Consider the following 25,887-nt stretch of genomic DNA (forward strand, 5'->3'; position numbering starts at 1 on the left):
TGCCGGCTGGCTTCTCTATCGCGGATCATTTAATATATTAAATAATCTGCAAGACGCGTCCCGTGGCCAGCACCTTCACCCACCGCAACCTCCCGCGCCTGCTGCTGCAGGCGCGCGAAGCCGTCATGGCCCACACGCGGCCCAGCCTGCGCGAGCATGCGCTGTCCGACCAGCAGTGGCGCGTGCTGCGGGTGCTCGGCGAGCACGGCGCGGTGGAAACCGGCCGCGTGGCGCGCGAGGCCTTCATCCTCGGCCCCAGCCTCACCGGCGTGCTCGCGCGCATGGAGCGCGACGACCTCATCACCCGCAGCCGCGATCCCGAGGACCAGCGCCGCACCGTGGTCGAGGCCACGGCGCACGGGATGAAGCTGGTGAAGAAGCTGTCCTCGAGCATCGAGTCGCACTACCAATGGCTGGAGCAGTCGCTGGGCAAGACCAAGCTGACGCAGCTGTACGGACTGCTGGACGAACTGATCGCGCTGGAGCAACCCGAATGAGCCCCTCCTCCCCTTTCCTGCCCGCCGGCACCGTGTACGGCACGCTGCTGAACTTCCGCGCGGAAATGCAGGCGCTCGCGCCGCAGATGACCGAGCCGCCCTACAAGGCACCGCCGAAGGCGCCCGTGCTCTACGTGAAGACCGCCAACACCTGGAGCCCGCACGGCAGCGCCATCGCGGTGCCTGCATCGGTGCCCGAGGTGGAGATCGGCGCGAGCATCGGCATGGTGATCGGCGCCGAGGGCGACGTGGAAGGCTTCGTGCTGATGAACGACCTCTCGATTCCGCATGCGAGCTTCTTCCGCCCGCCCGTGAAGTTCAAGTGCGTCGACGGTTTCCTGGGCGTCGGACCGGCGCTGCGCGATGCGCAGGACGTGGCCGATCCCGCGGGCTTTCGCGCCGAGGTGCGCATCAACGGCGCGCTGAAGCAGTCGATCGACTTCTCGCAGCTCGTGCGGCCCGCGCAGCAGCTGCTGGCCGACGTGGGCGAATTCATGACGCTCGCGCATGGCGACGTGCTGATGCTCGGCTGCGACGCCGGCCGGCCGCTGGCGCGTGCGGGCGACCGCATCGAGATTTCCGCGCCGGGGTTCGAGAGCCTCTGCAACACGCTGGTGCAGGAGGCCGCCGCATGAAGCACGCACGCGTCATCTTCGAAGGCCGCGAGCACACCGGCACCGCGCACGAATTCAACGGCCAGGCCGATGCCGCCGTGCGGCTGGACGACGGCCGCATCGTGCCGCAGGAACAGCTCACGTGGCTGCCGCCGCTCGCGCCCACGCCGCGGCCGCGCACCATCCTCGCGCTCGGCCTCAACTACGCCGACCACGCGAAGGAACTCGAGTTCAAGGCGCCCGAGGAACCGCTGGTGTTCGTCAAGGACCAGAGCACGCTGATCGGCCACCGCCAGCACACGCACCGCCCGGCCGGCGTGCAGTTCATGCACTACGAATGCGAGCTCGCCATCGTGGTCGGCAAGACCGCAAAGCGCGTAAAGCGGGCCGACGCCTACGACTTCATCGGCGGCTACACCGTGGCCAACGACTACGCGATCCGCGACTACCTCGAAAACTGGTACCGCCCCAACCTGCGCGTGAAGAACCGCGACACCTGCACGCCGCTCGGCCCGTGGTTCGTCGATGCGGCCGACGTGCCCGACCCCATGGCGCTCGCATTGAAGACCACGGTGAACGGCACCGTCACGCAGCAGGGCAGCACGCGCGACATGATCTTCGACGCGCCCTTCCTCATCGAGTATTTCAGCCGCTTCATGACGCTCTCGCCCGGCGACCTGATCCTCACGGGCACGCCCGACGGCGTGGTCGATTGCAAGCCGGGCGACGTGGTCGTGACGGAGATCGAGCGCATCGGCACGCTGGTCAACACCATCCAAGGAAAAGCATGAGAGTCGATCACCTGATCGCCGGCAAGGCTGTTGCCGGCAGCGAATACTTCGAAACCGTCAACCCCGCCACGCAGGAGGTGCTGGCCGAAGTCGCCTCGGGCGGCGAAGCCGAAGTGAACGCGGCCGTGGCTGCGGCGAAGGAGGCGTTCCCCAAGTGGGCCGGCCTGCCCGCGCCCGAGCGCGCCAAGCTCGTCCGCAAGCTCGGCGACCTGATCGCGCAGCACGTGCCCGAGATCGCGCAGACCGAGACCAACGACTGCGGCCAGGTCATCGCGCAGACCGGCAAGCAGCTGATCCCGCGCGCGGCCGACAACTTCTACTACTTCGCCGAGATGTGCACGCGCGTCGACGGCCACACCTACCCCACGCCCACGCACCTGAACTACACGCTGTTCCACCCGGTGGGCGTGTGCGCGCTGATCAGCCCGTGGAACGTGCCCTTCATGACCGCCACCTGGAAGGTCGCGCCCTGCCTGGCTTTCGGCAACACCGCGGTGCTGAAGATGAGCGAGCTCTCGCCGCTCACGGCCGCGCGGCTGGGCGAGCTCGCGCTCGAAGCGGGCATTCCGCCCGGCGTGCTGAACCTGGTGCACGGCTACGGCAAGGAGGCCGGCGAGCCGCTGGTGGCGCACCCCGACGTGCGCGCGATTTCGTTCACCGGCTCCACCGCCACGGGCAACCGCATCGTGAAGAGCGCGGGCCTCAAGAAATTCAGCATGGAACTCGGCGGCAAGAGCCCGTTCGTGATCTTCGAGGACGCCGACCTCGACCGCGCGCTCGACGCGGCCGTGTTCATGATCTTCAGCAACAACGGCGAGCGCTGCACCGCCGGCTCGCGCATCCTGGTGCAGCAGTCGATCTACGCCGACTTTGCCGCCAGATTCGCCGAGCGCGCCAGGCGCATCACCGTGGGCGATCCGCTCGACGAGAAGACCATCGTGGGCCCGATGATCTCGCAGGCGCACCTGGCCAAGGTGCGCAGCTACATCGAACTGGGTCCGAAGGAAGGCGCGACGCTCTTGTGCGGCGGCCTCGATGCACCGGCCAACCTGCCCGAGCGCGTTCAGCGCGGCAACTACGTGATGCCCACCGTGTTCGCCGACGTCGACAACCGCATGAGGATCGCACAGGACGAGATCTTCGGCCCGGTCGCCTGCCTGATCCCGTTCAGGGACGAGTCGCACGCGATAGCACTTGCCAACGACATCGCGTACGGCCTGTCGAGCTACGTCTGGACCGAGAACATCGGCCGCGCCCACCGCGTGGCCGCGGCGGTGGAGGCCGGCATGTGCTTCGTCAACAGCCAGAACGTAAGAGACCTGCGCCAGCCCTTCGGCGGCACCAAGGCCTCGGGCACGGGGCGCGAAGGCGGCACCTGGAGCTACGAGGTGTTCTGCGAGCCGAAGAACGTGGCGGTGTCGATGGGTTCGCATCACATTCCGCATTGGGGAGCTTGACCATGGGCACCCTCGCACTCGCCGCCAAGATCACGCACGTGCCGTCGATGTACCTCTCGGAATTCCCGGGACCGAACTTCGGCTGCCGCGACGCGGCGATCAACGGCCACAAGGAAATCGACCGGCGCTGCCGCGCGCTGGGCGTGGACACCATCGTGGTGTTCGACGTGCACTGGCAGGTCAACAGCGAATACCACATCAACTGCGGCCCGAAGTTCGGCGGCACCTACACCAGCAACGAGCTGCCGCACTTCATCAAGAACATGCCGTACGCCTATCCGGGCAACCCGGCTCTGGGCCACCTGATTGCCGACGTGGCGAACGAAATGGGCGTGAAGAGCCGCGCGCACAGCGACACCACGCTCGAACTCGAGTACGGCACGCTGGTGCCCATGCGCTACATGAACGCCGACCAGCACTACAAGGTGATCAGCATCAGCGGCTGGTGCGACTGGCACGACCTCACGGAGTCGGGCCGCTTCGGCCTGGCGGTGCGGCGCGCGATCGAGGAGCGCTACGAGGGCACGGTGGCGGTGTTCGCGAGCGGTTCGCTCTCGCACCACTTCGCGGACAACGGCCGCGCCCCCGAATTCATGCACAAGGTCTACGATCCCTTCCTCGAGCAGGTGGACCGCCGCGTGGTCGAGCTCTGGGAGGCCGGCGACTGGAAGACCTTCGTCGGCATGCTGCCGATGTACGCCGACAAGTGCTGGGGCGAAGGCGACATGCACGACACCGCGATGCTGCTGGGCCTCCTGGGTTGGGACCGCTACGCCGCGCCGGTGGAAGTGGTCACGCCCTATTTCGGGAGCTCGGGCACGGGGCAGATCAATGCCATCTTCCCCGTGACGCCACTGCCTGCGGAAACCACCACCTGAGAAAGCACCGCATGCCCCACGTCGTCATCCAGTACACCGCCAATCTCGAAGCCGAAGCCGACATGGGCGGCCTGTGCCGCTCGCTCGCCGCCGTCCTGGTCGCGCAGAAGGATGGCGCGGGCCGCAAGCTCTTTCCCACCGGCGGCACACGGGTGCTGGCCTACCCGGCCGTGCACTACGCCGTGGCCGACGATGCGGACGACTACGCCTTCGTCTACATCAACGTGCGCATCGCGACGGGCCGGAGCGAGGAAGACAGGAAGAAGGCCGGCGACGCGCTGCTCGAAGGCGTGAAGAAGCACTTCGCGCCCATCTTCGACAAGCGCCACATCGGCATCACACTGCAGATCGACGAAAGCCCCGGCCAGGTGTACGACGGCAAGCACAGCAACCTGCATCCACTCTTCAACAAGTAGAACCATGCTCACTGCCGACACCATCGCCAGGCTGGCCGCCGAACTGCACGAAAGCGAAAAGTCGCGCGTGCAGGTCGAGCATTTCTCCAAGCGCTTTCCCGAAATGACCATCGAGGACGGCTACGCCATCTCGCGCGCATGGGTGAAGCAGAAGATCGCAGAAGGCCGGGTGCCGCGGGGCCACAAGATCGGCCTGACCTCGCGCGCCATGCAGCAGTCCAGCCAGATCGACGAGCCCGACTACGGCACCCTGCTCGACGACATGTTCTTCGAGCAGGGCGGCGACATTCCGTTCAAGCGCTTCATCGCGCCGCGCATCGAGGTGGAGCTGGCCTTCGTGCTCGGCAGGAAGCTGCAGGGGCCGAACGTGAGCATCTTCGACGTGCTGGCCGCCACCGACTACGTGGTGCCGGCCATCGAGATCATCGACGCGCGCATCGAGCAGTTCGACCGCCACACCAAGGCGCCGCGCAAGGTGTTCGACACCATTGCCGACAACGCGGCCAACGCCGGCATCGTGATGGGCGGACGGCCGGTCAAGCCCGATGCGGTCGACCTGCGCTGGGTGAGCGCGCTGCTCTACAAGAACGGCGTGATCGAAGAATCGGGCGTGGCCGCGGCCGTGCTCAACCACCCGGCCACGGGCGTGGCCTGGCTCGCGAACAAGCTCGCGCCGTGGGACGAATGCCTCGAGGCCGGCGAAGTGGTGCTGGGCGGCTCGTTCACGCGGCCGACCACCGCCCTGCCCGGCGACACCTTCCATGCCGACTACGGCCCTCTGGGCAGCATTGCCTTTCGTCTCATCTAAAAGACCCACCATGCAAACACCTTTGAACACCTTCAAGCAGGCCATGCAGGCCGGCGAACAGAAGATCGGCCTCTGGGTCGGCATGGCCGACGGCTACGCGGCCGAGATCCTGGCAGGCACCGGCTTCGACTGGCTGCTGGTCGACGGCGAGCACGCGCCCAACGACGTGCGCTCGGTGCTCGCGCAGCTGCAGGGCATCTCGAGCGCCTGGTCGGCACAGCCCGAGTCGGAGCGCTCGCACCCCGTGGTGCGGGTGCCGGTGGGCGACGTCACGCTGCTCAAGCAGTTCCTGGACATCGGCGCGCAGACCATCCTGGTGCCGATGGTCGACACCGCCGAGCAGGCAGCGCGCATGGTGCAGGGCATGCGCTATCCGCCCGAAGGCATCCGCGGCATGGGCAGCGCCCTGGCGCGCGCTTCGCGCTGGCAGGCCTATCCGCGCTACCTGCACGAGGCCAACGCCCAAACCTGCCTCTTGGTGCAGGCCGAAACGGTGGAGGCGATGAAGAACCTCGACGCCATCGCGGCCACGCCGGGCGTGGACGGCGTGTTCATCGGTCCGGCCGACCTGTCGGCCTCGATGGGCTTCGTCGGCCAGCCCAACCATCCCGAAGTGCAGGCCATGATCGCCGACGCCATTGCGCGCATCCGCAAGGCCGGCAAGGCGCCGGGCATTCTCTCGACCACCGAGGAGCAGGCGCGCAAGTGGCTGGCCGCCGGCGCGCAGTTCGTGGCGGTGGGCGTGGACACCATCCTGCTCACGGCGGCGGCAAGGCAGCTGTCGTCCCGCTACAAGAGCGCCGCGAGCGCGGTGACGCCCAGCGGCTACTGAACGATTCATTCCATCTCTTTCGCACCGGAGCACCTGTCATGCAACGCGCCACCCTTGCGGCCCTTTCGGCGGCCGCCACGCTGTTCCTCGCCGCCTGCGCCCCCATGGGCACCGGCAAGCCGCAAGCCGCCACCGCCCAGCAGGAGGCCAACCGCCAGGCGGTCCTGGCCTTCTACGAAAAAGGCCTGAACCAGAAGGACGCCGACGCGGCCCTGCAGTACGTGGGCAACCGCTACGTGCAGCACAACCCCACGGCGGCCGACGGGCCCGAGGGCTTCCGCAAGTTCATCGCGTTCCTGCGCGAGAAGTTTCCGAAGTCGCACAGCGACATAAAGCGCAGTTTTGTCGATGGCGACTTTGTGATCCTGCACGTCAACGCGGTGCGCGAGCCGGGCACGCGCGGCAGCGCCATCGTCGACATCTTCAAGCTGGAGAACGGAAAGATCGTCGAGCACTGGGATGTGGTGCAGCCCGTGCCCGAGACCGCCGCGAACAGCAACGGCATGTTCTGATCCTTCTGCAATCCAGACAGCCAGCCAGCCGATGCCAGCCCGATGACCACTCCCACCGATCCGAACAGCAAGCGCTTTCGCTCCGCCACCATCCGCGAAGGCACGATCCGCGCCACCACGCGCAGCTTCCTGCATGCGCTCGGCCAGGACGACGAGGACATCGCGCGCCCGCACATCGGCGTGTTCCACACCGGCGGCGAGATGAGCCCGTGCAACCTCAACCTGCGCGAGCAGGCGCAGCACGCCAAGACCGGCATCTACGCGGGCGGCGGCACGCCGCACGAATGCCCCGTGGTGTCGGTCAGCGACGGACTCACCATGGCGCATTCGGGCATGCGCTTCTCGCTGATCTCGCGCGAGCTGATCGCCGACAGCGTGGAGGCCTCGACGCGCGGCCACCAGTGGGACGGCATCTTCGCCATCGGCGCCTGCGACAAGAACCTGCCGGGCCTGATGATGGGCATGGTGCGCTGCAACGTGCCGAGCGTGTTCGTGCACGGCGGCTCGGCACTGCCGGGGCAGATGCCGGGGCCCGATGGCCGCGACCTCAACGTGGTCGACACCTACGAGACCATCGGCAAGGTGCTGGCCGGCACCGCCACGCACGACGAGCTCGACGCCATGAGCCGCGCCTGCCTGCCCACCGCGGGCGCCTGCGCGGGCCAGTTCACGGCCAACACCATGGGCATGGTGTCGGAGGCGCTAGGCCTGGCGCCCATCGGCTCCAGCATGGTGCCGGCGGTGTTCAGCGAACGCGCGCCGCTGATGCGCCGCGCCGCAAAGAACCTCATGAAGGCGGTGATGGGCGACAGCCCCCTGCCGCGCGACATCGTCACGCGCAAGGCGCTCGAGAACGCCTGCGCCGTGGTCTCGGCCACCGGCGGCTCGACCAACGCCGCGCTGCACCTGCCGGCCATCGCGCACGAGGCCGGCATCAGGTTCCACCTGGACGACGTGGCCGAGGTCTTTGCGCGCACGCCGCTCATCGCCGACCTGCGCCCGGGCGGGCAGTACCTGGCGCGCGACGTGTTCTACATCGGCGGCGCGGGCGTCATTCTTCGCACGCTGATGGAGCAGGGCTTCGTGCACGGCGATGCGCTCAGCTTCACCGGCCGCACGCTGGCCGAGGAACTGGCCGATGCCGCGGCGCCCGACGGCCGCGTGGTGCACGCGCCCGGCAACCCGATCACGCGCGACGGCGGGCTGGCCGTGCTCAAGGGCAACCTCTGCCCTGACGGCGCGCTGCTCAAGACCGCGGGCCTCCAGACGCTGGTGCACCGCGGCCCGGCGCGCGTCTTCGATTCGGAGGAACAAGCGCAGGCCGCCGTGCAGAACCGCCGCTACGAAGCCGGCGACGTGATCGTGATCCGCAACGAGGGCCCCAAGGGCAGCCCCGGCATGCGCGAGATGCTGGGCATCACCGCCCTGCTCTACGGCCAGGGCATGGGCGACAAGGTGGCGCTGCTGACCGACGGGCGCTTCTCGGGCGCCACGCGCGGCCTGTGCATCGGCTATGCGGGGCCCGAAGCGGCCGACGGCGGGCCGATTGCGGCGCTGCAGGACGGCGACATGGTGGCCATCGACGCGCGGCCCGGGGCGCGCACCATTTCGGTGGAACTGGCAGCGGAAGAAATCGCGCTGCGGCTGTCCAGACGTCAGGTAAACGCGGGGGTGGCGCACCGCGGCTTGCTGGAAAAATACGCGCTCACCGTGCGCCCCGCCCACCAGGGCGCCGTGACCCATTCGGGCGCAGTCACCTGGCTGCGCGACGAGTCGTGAAACGCAACCAACAACACCCCGGAGACAGACCATGACCTTCACCCGCCGCCAGCTGCTGCAGACCACCGGCGCCTCGGCGCTGCTTGCCAGCCTGGGCCAGCGCGCCTTCGCGCAGGCCTCGCTCGAAACCGCCACCATCGTCACCGGCTTTGCGGCCGGAGGCACCTCGGACACCACCTGCCGGCGCCTCGCGCAGAAGCTCAGCCCCGAGTACGCCAAGGCCGCCGTGGTCGAAAACCGCACCGGCGCGGGCGGCCAGATCGCCGTGAGCTACGTGAAGGGCCGGCCCGCCGACGGCGCCACCATCCTGCAGACGCCCACCTCCATCCTCACGATCTACCCGCACATCTACAAGAAGCTGCCGTACGACCCGATGGTGGACCTCACGCCCGTGAGCATCGCCTGCATCTTCGACTTCGGCTTTGCGGTCGGCCCCGCGGTGCCCGCCAGCGTGAAGACGGTGCCCGAGTTCCTGGCCTGGGCCAAGGCCAACCCGGCCGGCGCCAACTTCGGCTCGCCGGCCGCGGGCTCCACGCCGCACTTCATCGGCGCGCTCTTGGGCAAGAAGGGCGGCGTCGAGCTCAAGCATGCCGCCTACCGCGGCACGCAGCCGGCCATGCTGGACCTGCTGGGCAGCAACATCTCGGCCGTCTCGGGGCCGATCGGCGACATCACGCAGCACCTGGCCTCGGGCAAGGTGCGCATCCTGGGCGTCTCGGGCGCCAAGCGCAGCCGCTTCGCGCCCGACGTGCCGACCTTCGGCGAGCAGGGCATCAAGGACATGGCGCACAGCGAATGGTTCGCCTTCTTCCTGCCGGCCAAGGCTTCGCCGGAACTGGTCGCGAAGCTGAACACTGCAATGAAGAACGCGCTGGCGCAAAAGGACGTGATCGACGGGCTCGGCACCTTCGGCCTGGAGGCCATGTCTTCCACGCCCGGCGAGCTGACCGAGCTGCTCAAGAAAGACACCGCCAAGTGGGCGCCGATCGTCAAGGAAGTCGGCTTCACCGCGGAGGGGTAAACCTGCATGAAGGAACTGCAATGAACACAACACTCGCCACCCGCGTGCCGCCATCGGCTCCGGTCCATCCCTCGATCCATCCGGACGAACGCGCCGCGCGCGAGCAGCTCGCGGCCTGCTACCGCGTGTTCGCAATGCTGGGCTGGACCGAGATGATCTACAACCACATCACGGTGCGGCTGCCCGACAGCGTGACGGGCGGGGAGAAGCAGTTCCTCATCAACCCCTTCGGCCTGCACTACAGCGAAGTGACGGCCAGCAACCTGGTGAAGATCGACCTGCAGGGCAAGGTGCTCGACGGCTCGACGTGGCCGGTGAACCCGGCCGGCTTCACGGTGCACGCCGCCATCCACGACGGCCTGCCCGGCGCGCACTGCGTGATGCACACGCACACCACGGCCGGCGTGGCCGTGGCCTGCCTGCAGGGCGGCCTGCAGCAGACCAATTTCTATACCGCGCAGTTGCACGGCATGGTGGCCTACCACGACTTCGAGGGCATCACCATCCATGCCGACGAGGGCCCGCGCCTGCTCAGGAGCATCGGCGACCGCAACGCCGTGATCCTGCGCAACCACGGCCTGCTGGCCTGGGGGCAGACGCTGCCGCAGACCTTCGCCATCCTGTGGACGCTGCAGCGCGCCTGCGAGATCCAGATGGCCACCTTCTCGATGGGGGCGGCCATTCCGGTGAGCGAGGAGATCGCGCAGCGCTGCACGCGCGATGCGCTGCAATTCAGCCCCGAGCACGGCGCCGGGCAGGACGTGTTCGATGCACTGGTGCGCCAGGTCGACCGCATCGACGCCAGCTACAAGAACTGACATGAAGATCTGCATCTACGGCGCCGGCGCGATCGGCGGATGGATCGGCGCCAGCCTGGCGCAGGCCGGCGAGCGGCTCAACGTGGTGGCGCGCGGCGCCACGCTCGAAGCGCTGCGGCAGGATGGCCTTTCGCTGATGCGCGGCGACGTGCGCACGCGCGTGCCGGTCAACGCGGTGGCCGACCCCGATGCGCTCGGCACGCAGGACCTGGTGGTCATCGCCGTGAAGGCGCCCGCGCTGGCCGGCGTGGCCGAACGCATCGGGCCGCTGATCGGTCCCGACACCCTGGTGCTGGTGGCCATGAACGGCGTGCCGTGGTGGTTTCTCGAAGGCGGCTTCGGCGGCGCCATCACCGGCCATCGCCTGGCGGCCGTGGATCCGGACGGCGCGATTGCAAGGGCCATTCCCTCGCGCAACGTGATCGGCTGCGTTGTGCACGCGAGCTGCTCGCTCGATGCGCCGGGCGTGGTGCGGCACCACTTCGGCAACGGGCTGATCGTGGGCGAGCCTTCGGGCGAAGCCACGCCGCGCGCGCAGAAGCTGGTCGCGCTGCTGCAGCGCGCGGGCCTGGACGCCACGCTGTCGCCGCAGATCCAGAAGGATGTGTGGTTCAAGCTCTGGGGCAACATGACCGTGAACCCGATCAGCGCGCTCACGGGCGTCACCACCGACCTGATCATGGGCGACGACTACGTGCGCGGCTTCATCTCGGCCGTGATGCTCGAAGCCAAGGAGATCGGACACCGCATCGGCATCGAGATCACCCAGAGCCCCGAAGACCGGCATGCGGTGACGATGAAGCTCGGCGCGTTCAAGACCTCGATGCTGCAGGACGTGGAAGCCGGACGCTCCGTGGAGCTCGATGCGCTGGTGACCGTGGTGCGGGAGCTCGGCGAGCTGACGGCAGTGGCCACGCCGTTCACCGATGCGCTGCTGGGGCTGGCGCGGCTGAAGATGCGCAAGCTCGGGTTGTACTGAGCCCGAGCCCCGGGCTCACCACCGCTTCTCGGGCGTGGCTGCCAGCGTCTCGGTGCAGCTGGTCACGGCCTTCGCGCGCTCCTCGCGCAGCCGCTGCCAGTTGTCCGCCTTCCATTGCGTCCACGCCACGGGCTCCGACTGATAGAGGCACGCGAACGGTGGGCGCATGAAGCCCGCGCGGCCGAGCTCGGCGCCGAATTTCAGGCGGAACAATTCGTCCGAGCCCGTCAGGTTTTCGTAGACCAGATGCCAAGGCCCCGAGTTCAGGGGCGTGTCGGCTTCTTTCTGGACCTTTCGCGCTTCTTCGATTTCCTCGGGCGTCGAGCCATCCGTCAGGGCTGTTGCATACGCCGCTTCGGCGCGCTTGCGATAGATGTCGGTCGCGACCTTGCTCAAGGCATCGTTCAGCTCGGTGATGGCCGGGTTGACGGCCAAGGGGTCATCCTTCAGCTCTTCCAACGTCACGCCGCCCAGGTCGTCCTTCGAAAAACCCTGTGCGCCGATGGAGAGCCCGCCCGCGATCAAGGTCGTTACCACGTTCAGCGCGACCTGCCCCGCGATGCGATTGCCCGTGTCTTCGCGCCGGACCACGCGAAGCCGTTCGATGCCGGGCTTGTAGACGCCGCGAGTGAAACGCAGCCGAGTTTGCGGCGCCGCAGCCTCCTGTGCACCCAGAGCGACCGCTGACGGCGGCGGGGTGGCTGGGGCGTCGGCAGCGCTTGTCGCGAACGGGGTTGTCGATGCCTCCGGCTCGACGGCATGCGCCGAAAAACCGCCGATGGCCAGCGCAATGCCGCAGGCGAAAGCGGCGGGTGGTCGTTTCTTCAAGTTCATGTGAACAGTTCTTCCTCCAGCCCGGATTGTCCTTGGCCGGAGAGGGCCGTTCGACCGCTTCGCGCTACAAATTCACGGAATGCGCACGCGGCGCGGTGGACTGCGGCATCGTCACCCACCAAGCCGCCATCACGATCAGCAATCCACCGGCCCAGCCCCAGGCCCCGACCGTCTCCCCGAACCCGTACACCGCGATCAAGGCCCCGAACACCGGCTCGCTTCCCATCAGCAGCGACACCCGGCTCGGACTCGAATGCGAAGCCGCATGGTTCTGCGCGAAGAACGCGAAAACCGTACACAGGAGCACGAGGTACGCCATGCCCCACCAGAAGGAGGCCGTGGCGGGCGGCATGTGCCATGCGCCCTTCGACGCGACGAGCGACAGCGCCATCGCGCCGAGCGCCATCATGCCCGACTGCACGGCGGTCAGCGTCAGCGCCGGCATCGAATGGCGGCCAGCGAACCGCCGCGTCATGCACACCATCACGGCGCGCAGGAAGGCCGCAATCACCATCAGGCCATCGCCCCATCCCACCGAGATGCTGGCGGGCGAAGTGGCCGACAGCATCGCGGCGCCCACCGCCGACAGGCCCGCCGCCCAGAACATGCGCGGCTCCGGCCGCCGCCCGAGCAGCCACCATTCGACAAAGGGCGTGAGCGCCACGCACAGGCTGATCAGGAATGCGGCGTTGCTCGCCGCAGTGAGCGACACACCGAAGGTCTCGCAGACGAAGATCGCCAGCAGGTTGGCGCCGAGCAGGCCGCCCACCGCGAGGCCTTGCCGCCATTGCGCATCGAACAGCGGCCTGAGCGCCGGCAGCAGCACGACGAATGTCAGCCCGAAGCGCAGCGCAATGAACTCCAGCACGGGCAGCTGCTGCGTGGCCTGCTTGGCCACGGCGTAGCTGCCGCCCCACACCGCCGCCACAGCCAGCAGCATGACCTCGGCGGCGCCGACGCCGGCCCACCTCCTCTCGCCCCATGCACCGGAGGCGGTGCCGAGCACCTGCTTTGAATCCATGCTGTCAGCCCACCGTCCTGAACAACAAAGCAAAGAATTGTTCCGGGCATCACACGGGCCGAACAGCCGTCGGCCGGAACAGGACCCTTGCGCCGTGGGAACGAATTCATTTCTCAAAGTACTACCGGAGATGGTGACCTTTCTTCGGGTCGCCGAGCTGGGCAGCTTCTCTGCGGCCGCCGATCTGCTGGGCATGACGCCTTCGGCCGCGAGCCGGCAGGTGAAGCGCCTGGAAAAGGAGATCGGCGCGCAGCTGATCCAGCGCACGACGCGCCAGCTGCGGCTGACCGAGCCCGGCGTCGAGGCCCTCGCACGGTGCCGCGAATTGGTGCTTGCGGCCCAAGGCGCGATGGACGTCGCGCAACGGTTCTCGAAGAAGCCGAGCGGGCTGGTGCGCATCAGCGCGCCGAAGGCCTTCGCGCGGCGCGTGCTGCATCCGCATATCCTCGACTTCCTGCAGCGCCATCCCGAGGTCGACGTGCAGCTCATCGTGGAAGACCGCGACATCGATCCGATCCGCGAAGGCGTGGACCTGGTGGTGCGGCTGACGACGAAACCGCCCGAAGGGCTGGTGGCGCGGCAGTTGATGCCGGTCGCGCACATCCTGTGTGCCTCGCCGCGCTACCTGGCGCAAGGCGCCGCCATCGCGCACCCTCGCGATCTCCTCGCGCACAGCTGCCTCTCGCTCGGCGAGCACGAGCGGGACAACCATTGGTGCTTCAGGAAGGGCGATGAAGACGAAGCCGAGGTGGTGGTGCGGGGCCGCTACGTCTCCAACCACAGCGAGGTGCGGCTCGAAGCCGCACTGGCGGGGCTGGGCGTGGCGTGCGTGCCGGCCTTCATGGCGCAGCAGGCGCTGAAAGACGGAAGCGTGATGCGGGTGCTGGCCGACTGGGAGTTCCAGGGCAACTACCACGGGCACGCCTATATCCTCTATCCGCCCAGCCGCTTCACCGTGCCCAAGTGCCGGGTGCTGATCGACCATCTGCTGGACGCGCTCGCCACGCAGCGCGGCCGGCGGAAATAGCTCAGTGCTTCTTCAGCAGGACCCGCACCGCCTCGGGCAGCGAATTGACCTGCGGCATGAAGTGGTCGAGCACGGCGCCCAGGGCCACGGCGCAGACGACGGCTCCCAACAGCGGCTTCCACGTCAGCCGCACGGCCGCCATCAGCCAGCCTTCGCGCGCCACCCGCACCGCGGCGCGCGCCGAGACGTAAGAGAACGCCACCTCGACGGCAACGGCCAGCAGCGCGTCCCAGCTGAAGTAGAGCAGCACCAGCGAGCCGGCGCCCAGCACGATGGCCACGCAGATCAGGAAGACGGCGACCACCGGCACCACGATGACGGCGCCCTCGTCCGCGGCGCCCGCCACCTCGAGCGCGCCACTGGCCGCATCGGACAGCGCGCTGCCTCCGGTGCCGCCGGCCGGGCTGCCGGCCGCATCGAACGCCAGATCGCCCGCATCGACGACATCACCGGCATCGATGTTGAAGCCCGCCCGGTTCTCGACCAGCCGCCGGGCCCACCAGCGCAGCACCCCCAGGTAGCCCAGATACCCCACGCCCAGCGTGAGCAGGTAGCGCAGTGCCAGCGACTGCACGTCCAGCACATGCATCTGCAGCGCCGACACGCCCCACATCAGCAGCAGCGTGAAGCTGCCGATCAGGATGCCGTGCGTGCGCAGGCTGTAGTTGCGGTGCAGCTCGCGCTCGAGCTGCGTCTCCCACAGGCGCACCGAGCGCCAGTTGGAGAGAACCTTCATTCGCCGTCGGCCGGCGCGAAGGGCACGCGCGGCGCCACCGCGCACATGAGCTCGTAGCCGACGGTGCCGGCGGCCTGCGCGACCTCGTCGATGGGGAGCACCGCGCCGCTCACGGCCGAGCGGCCCCAGAGCGTGACCTCGGTGCCGAACTTGGCCTCGGGCACGGGCGTGAGGTCGACCGTGATCATGTCCATGCTCACGCGGCCCACCATGCGGGTGCGAACGCCGTTCACCAGCACCGGCGTGCCGGTGTTGCAGTGGCGCGGATAGCCGTCGGCATAGCCGACCGCGGCCACGCCGATGGTGAGCGGCCCCTCGGCCGTGAAGTTGGAGCCGTAGCCGATGGTGTCGCCCGCCTTCAGTGTCTGGATCCCGATCAGTTTGGTCGAGAGCGTCATGGTGGGCTGCAGCTGCCAGTGCGCCGCGTCGTGCTCGGGGAAGTCGGGCGCGCTGCCGTACAGCACGATGCCGGGGCGCACCCAGTCGCCGCGGGTCTGGCGGGCGTGGCGCAGGGTGGCGGCGCTGTTGGCAATGGAGCGTTCGCCCGGCAGGTCGTGGGTGGCGCGCTCGAACACTTCGAGCTGGTGCGCGATGCCGCGTGCGCCATCGGCGTCGCTGAAATGCGTCATCAGCGAGATCTCGTCGACCTGGGGCAGCGCGTTCAGCCGGGTCCAGGCCGAGCCGAAGCGCTCGGGGGCGAAGCCCAGGCGGTTCATGCCGGAATTCATCTTGAGGAACACGCGCTGCGGCTTGAGCGTCTTGTGGGCCGCGAGCATGTCGATCTGCTCGTCGCAATGCACCGTGTGCCACAGGTCGAGCCGCGAGCACAGCTCCAGGTCGCGCGCGTCGAACACGCCTTCGAGCAGCAGCACCGGGCCGCGCCAGCCGAGGGCGCGCACGCGCTCGGCCTCGGCCAGGTCGAGCAGCGCAAAGCCGTCGGCGCCGCGCAGGCCCTCATAGACCCGCTCGATGCCGTGGCCATAGGCATTGGCCTTGACCACGGCCCAGACGCGGGCATCGACCGCGGCACGCCGTGCCCGGTCGAGGTTGTGGCGAAGCGCGGCGGTGTGGACAGTGGCGAGAATGGGGCGCGGCATGATGGGCGTCGAATGGTGGACGGATGGGGTTTTAGCATCTTCCCGGACCAGGCTGTCCAGGATGTGAACGCTGATTTCGCCGTCGTACCCCCATGCTATAACCGCCCATTCGCCCAAAAGTCGCGACACTTTTTCACTACAGCCAGCACATTCCTGGCCAGCCAGCCCATCGATGAAGCGCGGTTTCTACACGATCATGTCGGCCCAGTTCTTTTCGTCGCTGGCCGACAACGCGATCTTTGTCGTGGCGGTCGAGCTCATGCGAAGCACGGGAGCGGCCGAATGGCAGCGCGCGGCGCTGGTGCCGATCTTTGCCGTCTTCTACGTGGTGCTGGCGCCCCTGGTGGGCGCCTTTGCCGACGCCTTGCCCAAGGGGCGGGTGATGTTCATCAGCAACGCGATCAAGGTGGTCGGCTGCCTGATGATGCTGTTCGGCTCGCATCCGCTGCTGTCGTATTCGATCGTGGGGCTGGGCGCCGCGGCCTATTCGCCGGCCAAGTACGGCATCCTGACCGAGCTCCTGCCCGCTTCGCAGTTGGTAAAAGCCAACGGCTGGATCGAAGGACTCACCATCGCCTCGATCCTGCTGGGCATCGTGCTCGGCGGCTCGCTGGTGGGGCATGCGGTCTCCAGCCGGCTGCTGTCCTTCGACATGCCGCTGATCGACACGGGGGTCGATTCGCCGGCCGAGGCGGCCATCTCGGTGCTGATCTTCGTCTACATGCTGGCGGCCTGGTTCAACACGCGCATTCCGCACACCGGCGTCGAGATGCGGCCGCTGCGCGCCAATCCGGCGCACGGCCTGGCGCGCAACATGTTCTCGCTGCTGCCCGACTTCTGGCACTGCAACGCACGCCTGTGGCGCGACAAGCTGGGCCAGATCTCGCTGGCCACCACCACGCTGTTCTGGGGCGCGGGCGCCAACCTCAAGTACATCGTGCTGGCCTGGGCCGCGCTCGCGCTCGACTACAACACCACGCAGGCCACGGCGCTCACCGGCGTGGTCACCATCGGCATGGCGGTGGGCGCCATCGTGGCGTCGATGCGCATGCGGCTGGACATGGCCACACGCGTGATTCCCATGGGCATTGCCATGGGGCTGCTGGTCATCAGCATGAACCTGATCGGCAACGTCTGGATCGCGGTGCCCTTTCTGATCCTGCTGGGCGGGCTGGGCGGCTTCCTGGTGGTGCCGATGAACGCGCTGCTGCAGCACCGCGGCCACAACCTCATGGGCGCGGGCCGCTCGATTGCCGTGCAGAACTTCAACGAGCAGGCCTGCATCCTGCTGCTCGGCGGCTTCTACAGCGCCTGCACCGGCCTGGGCCTGTCGGCCTTTGCGGCCATCGGCGCCTTCGGCGGCGTGGTGGCGGGCTGCATGTGGCTGATCCAGCGCTGGCATCATCACAACCTGCGCAAGTACCCCGAAGAAGTCGAGCACCTGCTCGCCATCGCCCGCAGCGACAAGCATCATTGACCTCCCCCAGGCTGCGCGCACTTCGTGTCGCTTCGCCCACCCCCTCACCGGGGGCAACACCGGTGGCCCGGCGAAGCCGGATCCACGGTGTTCCACGAAAAAAACTCCTGCCCTCATGCCAGCTCTCGCACTGATCTTCAACGCTTTTGTGTGGGGCGTTTCGTGGTTCCCCTTTCGGCACATCGAAAGCCACGGGCTGCATCCCGTCTGGACCACCTGCATCATCTACGTGGCGATCTCGCTGGCGATGGGCTTCTTTCGCCGGCACGCCTGGCGCGGCTTCGCGGCATATCCGATGCTGGTGCTGCTGGGCCTGGCGGCGGGCTTCACCAACCTGGGCTTCAACTGGGCGGTGACGCAGGGCGACGTGGTGCGGGTGGTGCTGCTGTTCTACCTGATGCCGCTGTGGAGCGTGCTGCTGGGCTGGGCCGTGCTGGGCGAGCGGCCCACCGGCGGCGCGCTCGCGCGCGTGGCGCTGGCACTGACCGGCGTGGCCGTGGTGCTCAAGACGCCCGGCGTCGAGTGGCCGGTGCCTTCGAGCCTGCCCGACTGGCTGGGCCTGGCGGCCGGCTTCAGCTTTGCCGTGACCAACATCGTGCTGCGCCACCTGCGCGACGCGCCCGGCGAATCGCGCGCGCTGGCCATGTTCTGCGGATGCGCGGCGGTGGCGGGGATTGCCGCGGCGGCCGGCACGCTGCTCGGCGCCTTCGGCTCGCCGCTTGCCGCGGAGCCGGGCTGGATCGGATGGGCGGCCTTGCTGGGCACCGGTTTTGTGCTGGCCAACATCTGCCTGCAGTACGGCGCGGCCCGGCTGGCGGCCAGCGCCACGGCGGTGATCATGCTGTCGGAGGTGCTTTTTGCCAGCGTCTCCTCCGTGGCGCTGGGTGCGGCCCAGATGGACCCGCGCATCCTGGCGGGCGGCGCGCTGATCGTGCTGGCGGCCGTGTGGTCGGCGTTTGCGCGAACGCCGGTGCAGGGCGATGATCGGCTTTCATCCCCCACCTGACCGAGGCAGCGCCATGACCACCAGCATCTACGACTTCGAAGCCAACCGGATCGACGGCAAGAAGGTGAAGCTCTCGGACTTCCGCGGCAAGGTGCTGCTGGTCGTCAACACGGCCAGCCAGTGCGGCTTCACGCCGCAGTTCGCCGGGCTCGAGCAGCTGCACGAGAAGTACGCGAGCCAGGGGCTGGTGGTGCTGGGCTTTCCGTCGAACCAGTTCGGCTCGCAGGACCCGGGCACCAACGAGGAAATCGGCGCCTTCTGCACCACCAACTACGGCGTGAGCTTTCCGATGATGGAAAAGATCGACGTCAACGGCGGCAACGCCGCGCCGCTCTACCAGTGGCTCACCAAGGAAAAGCCGGGCCTCCTGGGCAGCACGGCCATCAAGTGGAACTTCACCAAGTTCCTGGTCGGCCGCGACGGGCGGGTGCGCAAGCGCTACGCGCCGCTGGACACGCCTGCGTCAATCGCGCGCGAGATCGAGGCGGCGCTGGCGGCGGGCTGAATCGAGGCCCGCTCAGAACCTGAAATCGACAGTCTTCGAGCCGCTGCCCACCGTCACCGCCTGGCTCTTGGCACTGCCGGCCATGGCAGCGTCGATGGTGTAGCGGCCCGCGGGCAGATCGACCAGGCAGACCGGCCCGCTCGCGCGCAAGGCCAGCGAGGGCGCGCCGTCGGCGCCCCTGATGTCGACCTGCACATCCGCCAGGTAGGCGCCGTCGGAGCGCGCGAAAAGCAGGGCCAGCGGATGGTCCTTCATGGCGGCGCGCATGGCGGTCGATTCGTCCGAGCCGATGCCGCCGCAGACATAGCGCACCGCGCCCTCGCCCTTCCATTGCGGCATGGCCGACTGGGCCTGCGCGCCAACGGCGCCGGCCGCGCATGCCAGCGCCAGCAGGGCGCGCCGCAAGTGCTTCTTCGGAACGGTGGAAGCTGCTTGAACAGAAGACATGAGGCTTGCTCCTAGGAAAAACGGTGCCGCCATGATGCGGCGCAAAAGCTCTGAACGCGAGTCGGACCAGGGCGCTCTTCGGTGTGCGATCAGGCCGCTGCCAGCGCCGCGTCCAGCAGCTCCACCCAGTGCCGCACGGGCGTCTGCTGGCTGCCGCTTTGCAGGTGCGTGATGCAGCCGATGTTGGCCGAGGCGATGACGCTCGGCTGCAGCTGCGCCAGGTGCCCGAGCTTGCGGTCGCGCAGCGGGTAGGCCAGCTCCGGCTGCAGCACCGAGTAGGTGCCGGCCGAGCCGCAGCACAGGTGCGATTCGTTCATGGCCACGCGCACGTCGAAGCCGAGTGCGCGCAGATGCGTTTCGACGCCGCCGCGCAGCTTCTGGCCGTGCTGCAGCGTGCAGGGCGGGTGGTAGGCGACCACGCCCTGCGGCGCATGCACGCGGGCCTTCAGGGCCGGCACCAGGTCGGGCAGCAGCTCGCTCAAATCGCGCGTCAGCTCGCTGATGCGCGCGGCCTTGGCGGCGTAGGCCGGGTCGTGCTGCAGGATGTGGCCGTACTCGCGCACCGTGACGCCGCAGCCCGAGGCGTTCATGACGATGGCTTCGACCTCGTTGCGCTCGACCATCGGCCACCAGGCGTCGATGTTGGCGCGCATCTGGGCCTTGCCGCCTTCCTGGTCGTTGAGGTGGAACCTGACGGCGCCGCAGCAGCCGGCCTCGGGCGCGACCACGGCCTGGATGCCGGCCGCATCGAGCACGCGCGCGGTGGCGCTGTTGATGTTGGGCATCATCGACGGCTGCACGCAGCCCGCGAGCATCATCACCTTGCGCGCATGCGTGGCGGTGGGCCAGGCGCCGGCCTCCTGCCTGGCCGGCACCTTGGCCTTGAGCGCATCGGGCAGCAGGCCGCGCACCGACTGGCCGAGCTTCATCGCCGGGCCGAACAGCGGCGACGGCAACCCTTCCTTCAGCAGCCAGCGCGTGGCCGCTTCCAGGGCGGGGCGCGGCACCTTCTCGTCGACGATCTTGCGGCCGATATCGACCAGGTGGCCGTACTGCACGCCGCTCGGGCAGGTGCTCTCGCAGTTGCGGCAGGTCAGGCAGCGGTCCAGGTGCAGCTGCGTGCTGCGCGTGGGGGCCTTGCCTTCGAGCACCTGCTTGATCAGGTAGATGCGTCCGCGCGGGCCGTCGAGCTCGTCGCCGAGCAGCTGGTAGGTGGGGCAGGTGGCGGTGCAGAAGCCGCAGTGCACGCACTTGCGCAGGATGGCTTCGGCCTCGCGGCCTTCGTCGGTGCCGCGGAATTCGGGGGCGAGTTCGGTTTGCATCGCTGGTGTTCTTGGTTTTTTATCTATGCGCCGGCCAACAGCCGTGCGCGATCGAAGATGCGGTGTGGATCGAACTCGTGCATCAGCGCCTGGTGGATGCGGGCCACGGGCGCGCTCAGTGCGTCGAAGCGCGGCACCCCGCTGTCCGCGGCCTGACCCGCGGGCATGCGGAACAGCGTGGCGTGCCCGCCGGCCGCGCGCGCGGCTTCGCGGATGCGCGCGGCCTGCGCGGGCGGCGCCTGGTACCAGCGCTGCCCGCCATGCCATTCGACCAGCGGCGCGTCGCCATCGCCATCCCATGCAATCGCCGATGCGGTCTGCGGCACCGACAGGCGCCACAGTGCGTTCGGGCCCGTGCCGAACCACGGCAGCTGCTGGTCGCGCAGCGCCTGCCAGTGCGCCGCGGCCTGCGCGTTGTCCTTGCGCTCGCCGCCGAGATGCGCGCAGGCGGCTTCCACCGCCGCGACCGCGCCGCGCAGGCGCAGTTGCAGGACGCCGGCGCCCGCCTGTTCGAACCAGCAGCTCGCATTGAGCGGCAGCGGCCGGCCGCCCCACTCGTTGAGCAGGCGCAGCGCATCCGCCTGGCTGCATTCGAAGGCCAGCGTGGCCTCGGCGGGCGCGACCGGCAGCACCTTGAGGCTGACCTCGGCAATCACGCCCAGCGTGCCGAGCGAGCCCGCGAGTACGCGCGAGACGTCGTAGCCTGCGACGTTCTTCATCACCTGCCCGCCGAAGCTCAGGATGTCGCCACGGCCGTTGACCAACGTGGCACCGAGCACGTAGTCGCGCACCGCGCCCACGCTGGCGCGCGCGGGGCCGCTCAAGCCGGCGGCGACCATGCCACCCACCGTGCTGTTGCTGGCGAAGTGTGGCGGCTCGAAGGGCAGGCACTGCCCCTTCTCGGCCAATGCGGCTTCGAGTTCGGCGAGCGGTGTGCCGGCGCGCACGGTGACGACGAGTTCACTCGGCTCGTAGCTCGTGATGCCTGCGAGCGCCGTGGTGTCGAGAACGTCGCCTTGCAACGCCTCGCCGTAGAAATCCTTGGTGCCGCCGCCGCGGATGCGAAGCGGCGTGGCATCGGCGGCCGCGGCGCGAATGCGTTCGGCGATCTGGCGGAGGGCGGGTTCCATGGTCTGTGCTGCTTTTCTTGTCGTGGTTCTCAGAAGCGCGGCAGCTCGGGATGCGGCAGCCGGCCGCCGCGCACCACCTGCTTGCCGTATTCGGCGCAGCGCTGCAGCGTGGGGATCACCTTGCCGGGGTTCAGCAGGCCGGCCGGATCGAAGGCGCGCTTGACGCCGGACATCTGCTCGTTCTCGGCTGCGGTGAACTGCACGCACATGCTGTTGAGCTTTTCCACGCCCACGCCATGCTCGCCCGACACGGTGCCGCCCATGGCCACGCTGGTCTCGAGGATGTCGGCGCCGAAGAGTTCGCAGCGGTGCAGCTCGTCGGGGTCGTTGGCGTCGAAGAGCACCAGCGGATGCAGGTTGCCGTCGCCCGCGTGGAACACGTTGCAGCAGCGCAGGTTGTACTTCTTCTCCATCTGCTGGATGGCCAGCAGGATGTCGGCCAGGCGCTTGCGCGGAATGGTGGAGTCGAGGCACATGTAGTCGGGGCTGATGCGGCCCGAGGCGGGGAAGGCGTTCTTGCGGCCGCTCCAGAACTTCATGCGCTCTTCCTCGCTGCTGCTCACCGCAATGGCGGTGGCGCCGCAGGAGCGCAGCACGGCCGTCATGCGGCCGATTTCTTCTTCCACTTCCTCTGCGGTGCCGTCGGATTCGCACAGCAGGATCGCGGCCGCGTCGAGGTCGTAGCCCGCGTGCACGAAGTCCTCGACGGCGGCGGTCATGGGCTTGTCCATCATCTCGAGCCCCGCGGGAATGATGCCGGCCGCAATCACCGCGGCCACCGCGTCGCCCGCCTTGCGAACGTCGTCGAAGCTGGCCATGATGCAGCGCGCGACCTGCGGCTTGGGCACCAGCTTGACCGTGACCTCGGTGGCCACGGCCAGCATGCCTTCGCTTCCGATGACCAGCGCGAGCAGGTCCAGGCCCGGCGCGTCGAGCGCCTCGCCGCCGAACTCGATGGGCTCACCTTCGGCCGTGAAGCCACGCACGCGCAGCACGTTGTGCAAGGTGAGACCGTACTTGAGGCAGTGCACACCGCCCGAGTTCTCGGCCACGTTGCCGCCGATGGTGCAGGCGATCTGGCTCGACGGATCGGGCGCGTAGTAGAGGTTGAAGGGCGCGGCGGCTTCGCTGATGGCGAGGTTGCGCACGCCGCACTGCACCACGGCCGTTCGGCTCACCGGGTCGATCTTCAGGATGCGGTTGAACTTGGCGAGCGACAGCGTCACGCCCAGCGCATGCGGCATGGCGCCGCCCGAAAGCCCGGTGCCCGCACCGCGCGCCACCACGGGCACGCCGAGCTGGTGGCAGGTCTTGAGCACCGCAGCCACCTGCGCCTCGGTCTCGGGCAGGGCCACCACCAGTGGGCGCTGGCGGTAGGCGGTGAGGCCGTCGCACTCGTAGGGCGTGGTGTCCTCGGCGTGCCAGATCAGCGCGTGCGCCGGCAGGTGGGCCTGCAGGGCACGCACGATCTGCGACTGGCGGTCGGTTTTTTTTTGCAGCAGCGAATCGTGCTGGGCGGCGGTGAGCGGCGCGTTCATGGATGTCTCTCTTGGTGCCCTGCACTCTACGCAAAATGCGGCGCGGCCGGGTTGATGCTTTTTTGCGCGGCGCTTGAGAGAACTTTGCCGATAGAACTCTGCCGGCCGGCCGGCCGGCCGGCCGGCCGCCGGTTCAGCGCAGGCTCTGCGCGAGCCAGTCTGCAAACGCCGCGCATTCCCAGCGATCGAGCATGCCGGGCTGCCAGCAGATGGTGTGGCGGTGCGGCGAGGGCACGGGCCGGTCGGACAGCGGCACCAGCCGGCCCGATTCGAACCAGGCGGCGCCCATCTTCTGGCGCACCAGCGCCACGCCGAAGCCGCTCGCGGCCGCGTCGTAGACCAGGCCCAGGTCGTTGAACTGCGAGCCGACGTGCGGTTCGGGCTGGTCGAGGCCGCAGCTTGCGAACCAGGTGCCCCAGGGCTCGAGCGGGCTGCGGATCAGCCGCGCGCTGGCAATCTCCGCCGCGGTGCAAAAGCCGTCGAACGGGCCGAATTCGTTGAGGTAGCTCGGGCTGCAGGCGGGCACCACCTCTTCCTCGAGCAGCAGGCGGTGTTCGCAGTCGGCATACGCACCGTTGCCGTAGCGCACTTCGAGATCGGCCTGCTCGGCCGTGACATCGAGCAGCGGAATGGACACCTGCAGCACCAGCTCGATGTCGGGGTAGATGTTGCGGAACAGCTCGAGCCGCGGCATCAGGAACACGCGGCTGAAGGTGGGCGTGACGGCGATGCGCAGGCGCGTGGCGCGCGTCGCCGCGTTGCCGAGCGGCGTGGCCTGCAGCGCCGCAAGGCCGGTGCGCACGTTGGCAAGGTAGGCGGCGCCGTCGGCCGTGAGGCTGAAGTCGCCGCGGCCGAAGAGCTTGAAGCCCACGTGCGCCTCGAGCTGGCGGATGCGGTGGCTCACGGCGCTGGCGGTGACGCACAGCTCGTCGGCCGCGCGGCCCGCATGCCGCAGCCGCGCCACGGCCTCGAAGGTCAGCAGGCACTGGATGGGCGGGATGTGCTGCAGGGCCATTGTCCTTACCCTCTTCTGGGGTGCTCTTGGTTTCGGCGCTGTTGGTTTCGGCGCTGTTGTTCAGGGCGCGTGCACAGGCCACCGGGTACTCCCCTCCGCGAATGTCCCCCGCCTTCGGCTCCTCCTTTATTTCGCTGCGGGGAGCACCCGATGCCCTGTGCACGAGGGCACGCTCGTTGTGCATCGCTGATCAACGACCGCTGCGCATAACGCACCCGCTGATGGGGTGCCTTGCGCAGCGAAATCAAGGAGGAGGCCGCAGGCCGGGGGACATTCGCGGAGAAAGGTACCCCGTCGGCGGGAGCGCGCCCCGAACAAAGCACGTCATGCACGACGCATCGAGTCATGGGATTCACCCTAATCCTCGAAGAAGCTCACAGGCAACCCAGGCGTATCGACCCGCATCGAGATCACCGTGCCCGAGGCTGGCAGCCGCTCGATCTCGGCGGCGGGACGGCCCTTGCGGGCGGTGGTGACGAAGAGCGTCTTCAGGTCGTCGCCGCCGAAGCAGGGCATCGTGGGACATTGGGTCGGCACAGGAACGGCGGCCACGATCTCGCCCGAAGGCGCAAGGCGCAGCAGCTGCGCGCCTTCGAACATCGCGACCCAGTAGTGGCCCTGTGCATCGACCGTGGCGCCATCGGGGCGGCCTTCATAGCGCAGCGTCGGCGAATCGGGGGTCCAGCCTTCGGGCTTGGCGTCGAACTGGTGGAACACGCGGGGCTGCGAAAGCGTATTGGCCGCCGCGTCCCAGTTCCAGGCGCGCACCTGGTGCGCGGGCGTATCGGCCCAGTACAGCGTGCGCGCATCGGGCGAGAACGCGAGCCCGTTGGCCGTGGTCACCTGGTTGGCCATCTGCGTGAGGGCCGGCGCCACGCCGCTGCCGGGCCGCGCATCGAGGCAGTAGAGCGCGGCGTTGGCGCGGTCCTTGGCCTCGTTGATCGAACCGCTCCAGAAGCGGCCGAGCGCGTCGCACTTGCCGTCGTTGAAGCGCATGGTGCGCGCGTCGTGTTCCACGCGCGCGATCGCGACGAGTTCACCGCCCCACTCGCGCGCCCGGTAGATGCCGTCGCGCAGCGCGATCACGAGGCCGCCATTGCGTGCCGGCGCCATGCAGCCGGGCTCGGTGGACAAGGCCCAGCGCTCCACCTTGGCCGAGTCCGTGCCGATGTCGCCGCGCGTGCGCAGCACCGCACGGCCCGGGATGTCGAGCCAGTACAAGGCGCGTTCCCGCGGATGCCAGAACGGCGATTCGCCGAGCTCGCAGAGGCTGTTGTCGATGGAGGTCCACATGCCCGGAATTGTGCATGCGCGGACATCGCCGCTCCAG

Annotated in this window: 27 protein-coding genes; 17 read left to right on the plus strand and 10 right to left on the minus strand. The window is 68.5% G+C overall.

The window, feature by feature from the left end:
* The first annotated feature begins 62 nt into the window (after nt 1–62).
* The 13 genes from hpaR to AC1DMS_RS18945 are packed head-to-tail and all read left to right on the plus strand — an operon-like array spanning nt 63 to nt 11,402.
* Nucleotides 63–497, plus strand: a complete 435-nt coding sequence (hpaR, locus tag AC1DMS_RS18885) for a homoprotocatechuate degradation operon regulator HpaR (protein WP_012745410.1) — start codon at nt 63–65, stop codon at nt 495–497.
* Complete coding sequence (locus AC1DMS_RS18890) at nt 494–1,132, plus strand: fumarylacetoacetate hydrolase family protein (protein ID WP_418146478.1); 639 nt, start codon at nt 494–496, stop codon at nt 1,130–1,132. Before hpaR ends, AC1DMS_RS18890 begins: the two co-directional genes overlap by 4 nt.
* On the plus strand, nt 1,129–1,902 hold the full coding sequence (locus AC1DMS_RS18895) for a fumarylacetoacetate hydrolase family protein (RefSeq protein WP_027729663.1): 774 nt from the start codon (nt 1,129–1,131) through the stop codon (nt 1,900–1,902). Before AC1DMS_RS18890 ends, AC1DMS_RS18895 begins: the two co-directional genes overlap by 4 nt.
* Complete coding sequence (hpaE, locus tag AC1DMS_RS18900) at nt 1,899–3,359, plus strand: 5-carboxymethyl-2-hydroxymuconate semialdehyde dehydrogenase (protein ID WP_436287131.1); 1,461 nt, start codon at nt 1,899–1,901, stop codon at nt 3,357–3,359. Before AC1DMS_RS18895 ends, hpaE begins: the two co-directional genes overlap by 4 nt.
* Nucleotides 3,360–3,361: 2 nt before the next feature.
* Nucleotides 3,362–4,237 carry a 3,4-dihydroxyphenylacetate 2,3-dioxygenase gene (gene hpaD / locus AC1DMS_RS18905; RefSeq protein WP_012745406.1) on the plus strand — a complete coding sequence of 292 codons (876 nt, stop codon included), beginning with the start codon at nt 3,362–3,364 and terminating at the stop codon, nt 4,235–4,237.
* 11 nt (nt 4,238–4,248) lie between these two features.
* Nucleotides 4,249–4,653: a 5-carboxymethyl-2-hydroxymuconate isomerase gene (locus tag AC1DMS_RS18910; protein WP_418146476.1), complete on the plus strand. Its 405-nt coding sequence runs from the start codon at nt 4,249–4,251 to the stop codon at nt 4,651–4,653.
* 4 nt (nt 4,654–4,657) lie between these two features.
* Nucleotides 4,658–5,461, plus strand: a complete 804-nt coding sequence (hpaH, locus tag AC1DMS_RS18915) for a 2-oxo-hept-4-ene-1,7-dioate hydratase (protein ID WP_369663979.1) — start codon at nt 4,658–4,660, stop codon at nt 5,459–5,461.
* 10 nt (nt 5,462–5,471) lie between these two features.
* Nucleotides 5,472–6,293 carry a 4-hydroxy-2-oxoheptanedioate aldolase gene (gene hpaI / locus AC1DMS_RS18920; RefSeq protein ID WP_018907536.1) on the plus strand — a complete coding sequence of 274 codons (822 nt, stop codon included), beginning with the start codon at nt 5,472–5,474 and terminating at the stop codon, nt 6,291–6,293.
* 38 nt (nt 6,294–6,331) lie between these two features.
* On the plus strand, nt 6,332–6,805 hold the full coding sequence (locus AC1DMS_RS18925) for a nuclear transport factor 2 family protein (protein ID WP_012745402.1): 474 nt from the start codon (nt 6,332–6,334) through the stop codon (nt 6,803–6,805).
* A 42-nt stretch (nt 6,806–6,847) separates the two neighbouring features.
* The gene (gene ilvD / locus AC1DMS_RS18930; protein WP_418146475.1) at nt 6,848–8,584 is read left to right on the plus strand and encodes a dihydroxy-acid dehydratase; all 1,737 of its coding nucleotides are present in this window, start codon (nt 6,848–6,850) and stop codon (nt 8,582–8,584) included.
* A gap of 31 nt (nt 8,585–8,615) precedes the next feature.
* Nucleotides 8,616–9,605, plus strand: coding sequence for a Bug family tripartite tricarboxylate transporter substrate binding protein (locus tag AC1DMS_RS18935; protein ID WP_012745400.1), 990 nt, complete (start codon nt 8,616–8,618; stop codon nt 9,603–9,605).
* 20 nt (nt 9,606–9,625) lie between these two features.
* A complete protein-coding gene (locus tag AC1DMS_RS18940; protein WP_018907534.1) occupies nt 9,626–10,423 on the plus strand; it encodes a class II aldolase/adducin family protein in 798 nt (265 codons plus the stop codon).
* A 1-nt stretch (nt 10,424) separates the two neighbouring features.
* A complete protein-coding gene (locus AC1DMS_RS18945; protein WP_418146470.1) occupies nt 10,425–11,402 on the plus strand; it encodes a 2-dehydropantoate 2-reductase in 978 nt (325 codons plus the stop codon).
* A gap of 15 nt (nt 11,403–11,417) precedes the next feature.
* On the opposite strand, the gene AC1DMS_RS18950 is transcribed toward AC1DMS_RS18945, so the two are convergent.
* On the minus strand, nt 11,418–12,236 hold the full coding sequence (locus AC1DMS_RS18950; protein WP_018907524.1) for a hypothetical protein: 819 nt from the start codon (nt 12,234–12,236) through the stop codon (nt 11,418–11,420).
* A gap of 64 nt (nt 12,237–12,300) precedes the next feature.
* Entirely contained in the window at nt 12,301–13,257 is a 957-nt protein-coding gene (locus AC1DMS_RS18955) for a DMT family transporter (protein WP_012745396.1), read from the minus strand.
* 94 nt (nt 13,258–13,351) lie between these two features.
* On the opposite strand from AC1DMS_RS18955, the gene AC1DMS_RS18960 reads away from it, so the two are divergent.
* Nucleotides 13,352–14,284: a LysR family transcriptional regulator gene (locus AC1DMS_RS18960; protein ID WP_026284351.1), complete on the plus strand. Its 933-nt coding sequence runs from the start codon at nt 13,352–13,354 to the stop codon at nt 14,282–14,284.
* Nucleotide 14,285: 1 nt separating this feature from the next.
* Here AC1DMS_RS18960 and AC1DMS_RS18965 read toward each other — a convergent pair whose 3' ends face one another.
* Entirely contained in the window at nt 14,286–15,020 is a 735-nt protein-coding gene (locus tag AC1DMS_RS18965; protein WP_018907525.1) for a hypothetical protein, read from the minus strand.
* Nucleotides 15,017–16,117, minus strand: a complete 1,101-nt coding sequence (gene alr, locus AC1DMS_RS18970) for an alanine racemase (protein WP_018907526.1) — start codon at nt 16,115–16,117, stop codon at nt 15,017–15,019. Before alr ends, AC1DMS_RS18965 begins: the two co-directional genes overlap by 4 nt.
* A gap of 172 nt (nt 16,118–16,289) precedes the next feature.
* Between alr and lplT the strand changes: the two genes are divergently transcribed.
* The 3 genes from lplT to AC1DMS_RS18985 all read left to right on the plus strand — a co-directional run bounded on the left by lplT (nt 16,290) and on the right by AC1DMS_RS18985 (nt 19,105).
* A complete protein-coding gene (gene lplT, locus AC1DMS_RS18975) occupies nt 16,290–17,594 on the plus strand; it encodes a lysophospholipid transporter LplT (RefSeq protein WP_012745392.1) in 1,305 nt (434 codons plus the stop codon).
* Nucleotides 17,595–17,709: 115 nt separating this feature from the next.
* Complete coding sequence (locus tag AC1DMS_RS18980) at nt 17,710–18,600, plus strand: DMT family transporter (protein ID WP_018907527.1); 891 nt, start codon at nt 17,710–17,712, stop codon at nt 18,598–18,600.
* 13 nt (nt 18,601–18,613) lie between these two features.
* A complete protein-coding gene (locus AC1DMS_RS18985; protein ID WP_018907528.1) occupies nt 18,614–19,105 on the plus strand; it encodes a glutathione peroxidase in 492 nt (163 codons plus the stop codon).
* Nucleotides 19,106–19,117: 12 nt separating this feature from the next.
* Here AC1DMS_RS18985 and AC1DMS_RS18990 read toward each other — a convergent pair whose 3' ends face one another.
* The 6 genes from AC1DMS_RS18990 to AC1DMS_RS19015 form a co-directional block, all read right to left on the minus strand.
* Nucleotides 19,118–19,552, minus strand: coding sequence for a hypothetical protein (locus tag AC1DMS_RS18990; protein WP_012745389.1), 435 nt, complete (start codon nt 19,550–19,552; stop codon nt 19,118–19,120).
* Nucleotides 19,553–19,641: 89 nt separating this feature from the next.
* Nucleotides 19,642–20,874, minus strand: coding sequence for a glycolate oxidase subunit GlcF (gene glcF / locus AC1DMS_RS18995; protein ID WP_018907529.1), 1,233 nt, complete (start codon nt 20,872–20,874; stop codon nt 19,642–19,644).
* A gap of 23 nt (nt 20,875–20,897) precedes the next feature.
* On the minus strand, nt 20,898–22,004 hold the full coding sequence (gene glcE, locus AC1DMS_RS19000) for a glycolate oxidase subunit GlcE (protein WP_018907530.1): 1,107 nt from the start codon (nt 22,002–22,004) through the stop codon (nt 20,898–20,900).
* A gap of 29 nt (nt 22,005–22,033) precedes the next feature.
* Nucleotides 22,034–23,542, minus strand: a complete 1,509-nt coding sequence (locus AC1DMS_RS19005; RefSeq protein ID WP_018907531.1) for an FAD-linked oxidase C-terminal domain-containing protein — start codon at nt 23,540–23,542, stop codon at nt 22,034–22,036.
* A gap of 133 nt (nt 23,543–23,675) precedes the next feature.
* Nucleotides 23,676–24,557 carry a LysR substrate-binding domain-containing protein gene (locus AC1DMS_RS19010; RefSeq protein ID WP_018907532.1) on the minus strand — a complete coding sequence of 294 codons (882 nt, stop codon included), beginning with the start codon at nt 24,555–24,557 and terminating at the stop codon, nt 23,676–23,678.
* 357 nt (nt 24,558–24,914) lie between these two features.
* On the minus strand, nt 24,915–25,850 hold the full coding sequence (locus AC1DMS_RS19015) for an SMP-30/gluconolactonase/LRE family protein (protein ID WP_018906604.1): 936 nt from the start codon (nt 25,848–25,850) through the stop codon (nt 24,915–24,917).
* Nucleotides 25,851–25,887: the final 37 nt, after the last annotated feature.

The organism is Variovorax sp. 05T418, assembly GCF_056396385.1.

What these genes read in the sequence shown, in the direction of transcription:
- AC1DMS_RS18890 (WP_418146478.1), top strand. Translation starts at nt 494, where the DNA reads ATGAGCCCCTCCTCCCCTTTCCTGCCCGCCGGCACCGTGTACGGCACG.
- AC1DMS_RS18895 (WP_027729663.1), top strand. Translation starts at nt 1,129, where the DNA reads ATGAAGCACGCACGCGTCATCTTCGAAGGCCGCGAGCACACCGGCACC.
- hpaE (WP_436287131.1), top strand. Translation starts at nt 1,899, where the DNA reads ATGAGAGTCGATCACCTGATCGCCGGCAAGGCTGTTGCCGGCAGCGAA.
- hpaD (WP_012745406.1), top strand. Translation starts at nt 3,362, where the DNA reads ATGGGCACCCTCGCACTCGCCGCCAAGATCACGCACGTGCCGTCGATG.
- AC1DMS_RS18910 (WP_418146476.1), top strand. Translation starts at nt 4,249, where the DNA reads ATGCCCCACGTCGTCATCCAGTACACCGCCAATCTCGAAGCCGAAGCC.
- hpaH (WP_369663979.1), top strand. Translation starts at nt 4,658, where the DNA reads ATGCTCACTGCCGACACCATCGCCAGGCTGGCCGCCGAACTGCACGAA.
- hpaI (WP_018907536.1), top strand. Translation starts at nt 5,472, where the DNA reads ATGCAAACACCTTTGAACACCTTCAAGCAGGCCATGCAGGCCGGCGAA.
- AC1DMS_RS18925 (WP_012745402.1), top strand. Translation starts at nt 6,332, where the DNA reads ATGCAACGCGCCACCCTTGCGGCCCTTTCGGCGGCCGCCACGCTGTTC.
- ilvD (WP_418146475.1), top strand. Translation starts at nt 6,848, where the DNA reads ATGACCACTCCCACCGATCCGAACAGCAAGCGCTTTCGCTCCGCCACC.
- AC1DMS_RS18935 (WP_012745400.1), top strand. Translation starts at nt 8,616, where the DNA reads ATGACCTTCACCCGCCGCCAGCTGCTGCAGACCACCGGCGCCTCGGCG.
- AC1DMS_RS18940 (WP_018907534.1), top strand. Translation starts at nt 9,626, where the DNA reads ATGAACACAACACTCGCCACCCGCGTGCCGCCATCGGCTCCGGTCCAT.
- AC1DMS_RS18945 (WP_418146470.1), top strand. Translation starts at nt 10,425, where the DNA reads ATGAAGATCTGCATCTACGGCGCCGGCGCGATCGGCGGATGGATCGGC.
- AC1DMS_RS18950 (WP_018907524.1), bottom strand. Translation starts at nt 12,236, where the DNA reads ATGAACTTGAAGAAACGACCACCCGCCGCTTTCGCCTGCGGCATTGCG.
- AC1DMS_RS18955 (WP_012745396.1), bottom strand. Translation starts at nt 13,257, where the DNA reads ATGGATTCAAAGCAGGTGCTCGGCACCGCCTCCGGTGCATGGGGCGAG.
- AC1DMS_RS18965 (WP_018907525.1), bottom strand. Translation starts at nt 15,020, where the DNA reads ATGAAGGTTCTCTCCAACTGGCGCTCGGTGCGCCTGTGGGAGACGCAG.
- alr (WP_018907526.1), bottom strand. Translation starts at nt 16,117, where the DNA reads ATGCCGCGCCCCATTCTCGCCACTGTCCACACCGCCGCGCTTCGCCAC.
- lplT (WP_012745392.1), top strand. Translation starts at nt 16,290, where the DNA reads ATGAAGCGCGGTTTCTACACGATCATGTCGGCCCAGTTCTTTTCGTCG.
- AC1DMS_RS18980 (WP_018907527.1), top strand. Translation starts at nt 17,710, where the DNA reads ATGCCAGCTCTCGCACTGATCTTCAACGCTTTTGTGTGGGGCGTTTCG.
- AC1DMS_RS18985 (WP_018907528.1), top strand. Translation starts at nt 18,614, where the DNA reads ATGACCACCAGCATCTACGACTTCGAAGCCAACCGGATCGACGGCAAG.
- AC1DMS_RS18990 (WP_012745389.1), bottom strand. Translation starts at nt 19,552, where the DNA reads ATGTCTTCTGTTCAAGCAGCTTCCACCGTTCCGAAGAAGCACTTGCGG.
- glcF (WP_018907529.1), bottom strand. Translation starts at nt 20,874, where the DNA reads ATGCAAACCGAACTCGCCCCCGAATTCCGCGGCACCGACGAAGGCCGC.
- glcE (WP_018907530.1), bottom strand. Translation starts at nt 22,004, where the DNA reads ATGGAACCCGCCCTCCGCCAGATCGCCGAACGCATTCGCGCCGCGGCC.
- AC1DMS_RS19005 (WP_018907531.1), bottom strand. Translation starts at nt 23,542, where the DNA reads ATGAACGCGCCGCTCACCGCCGCCCAGCACGATTCGCTGCTGCAAAAA.
- AC1DMS_RS19010 (WP_018907532.1), bottom strand. Translation starts at nt 24,557, where the DNA reads ATGGCCCTGCAGCACATCCCGCCCATCCAGTGCCTGCTGACCTTCGAG.
- AC1DMS_RS19015 (WP_018906604.1), bottom strand. Translation starts at nt 25,850, where the DNA reads ATGTGGACCTCCATCGACAACAGCCTCTGCGAGCTCGGCGAATCGCCG.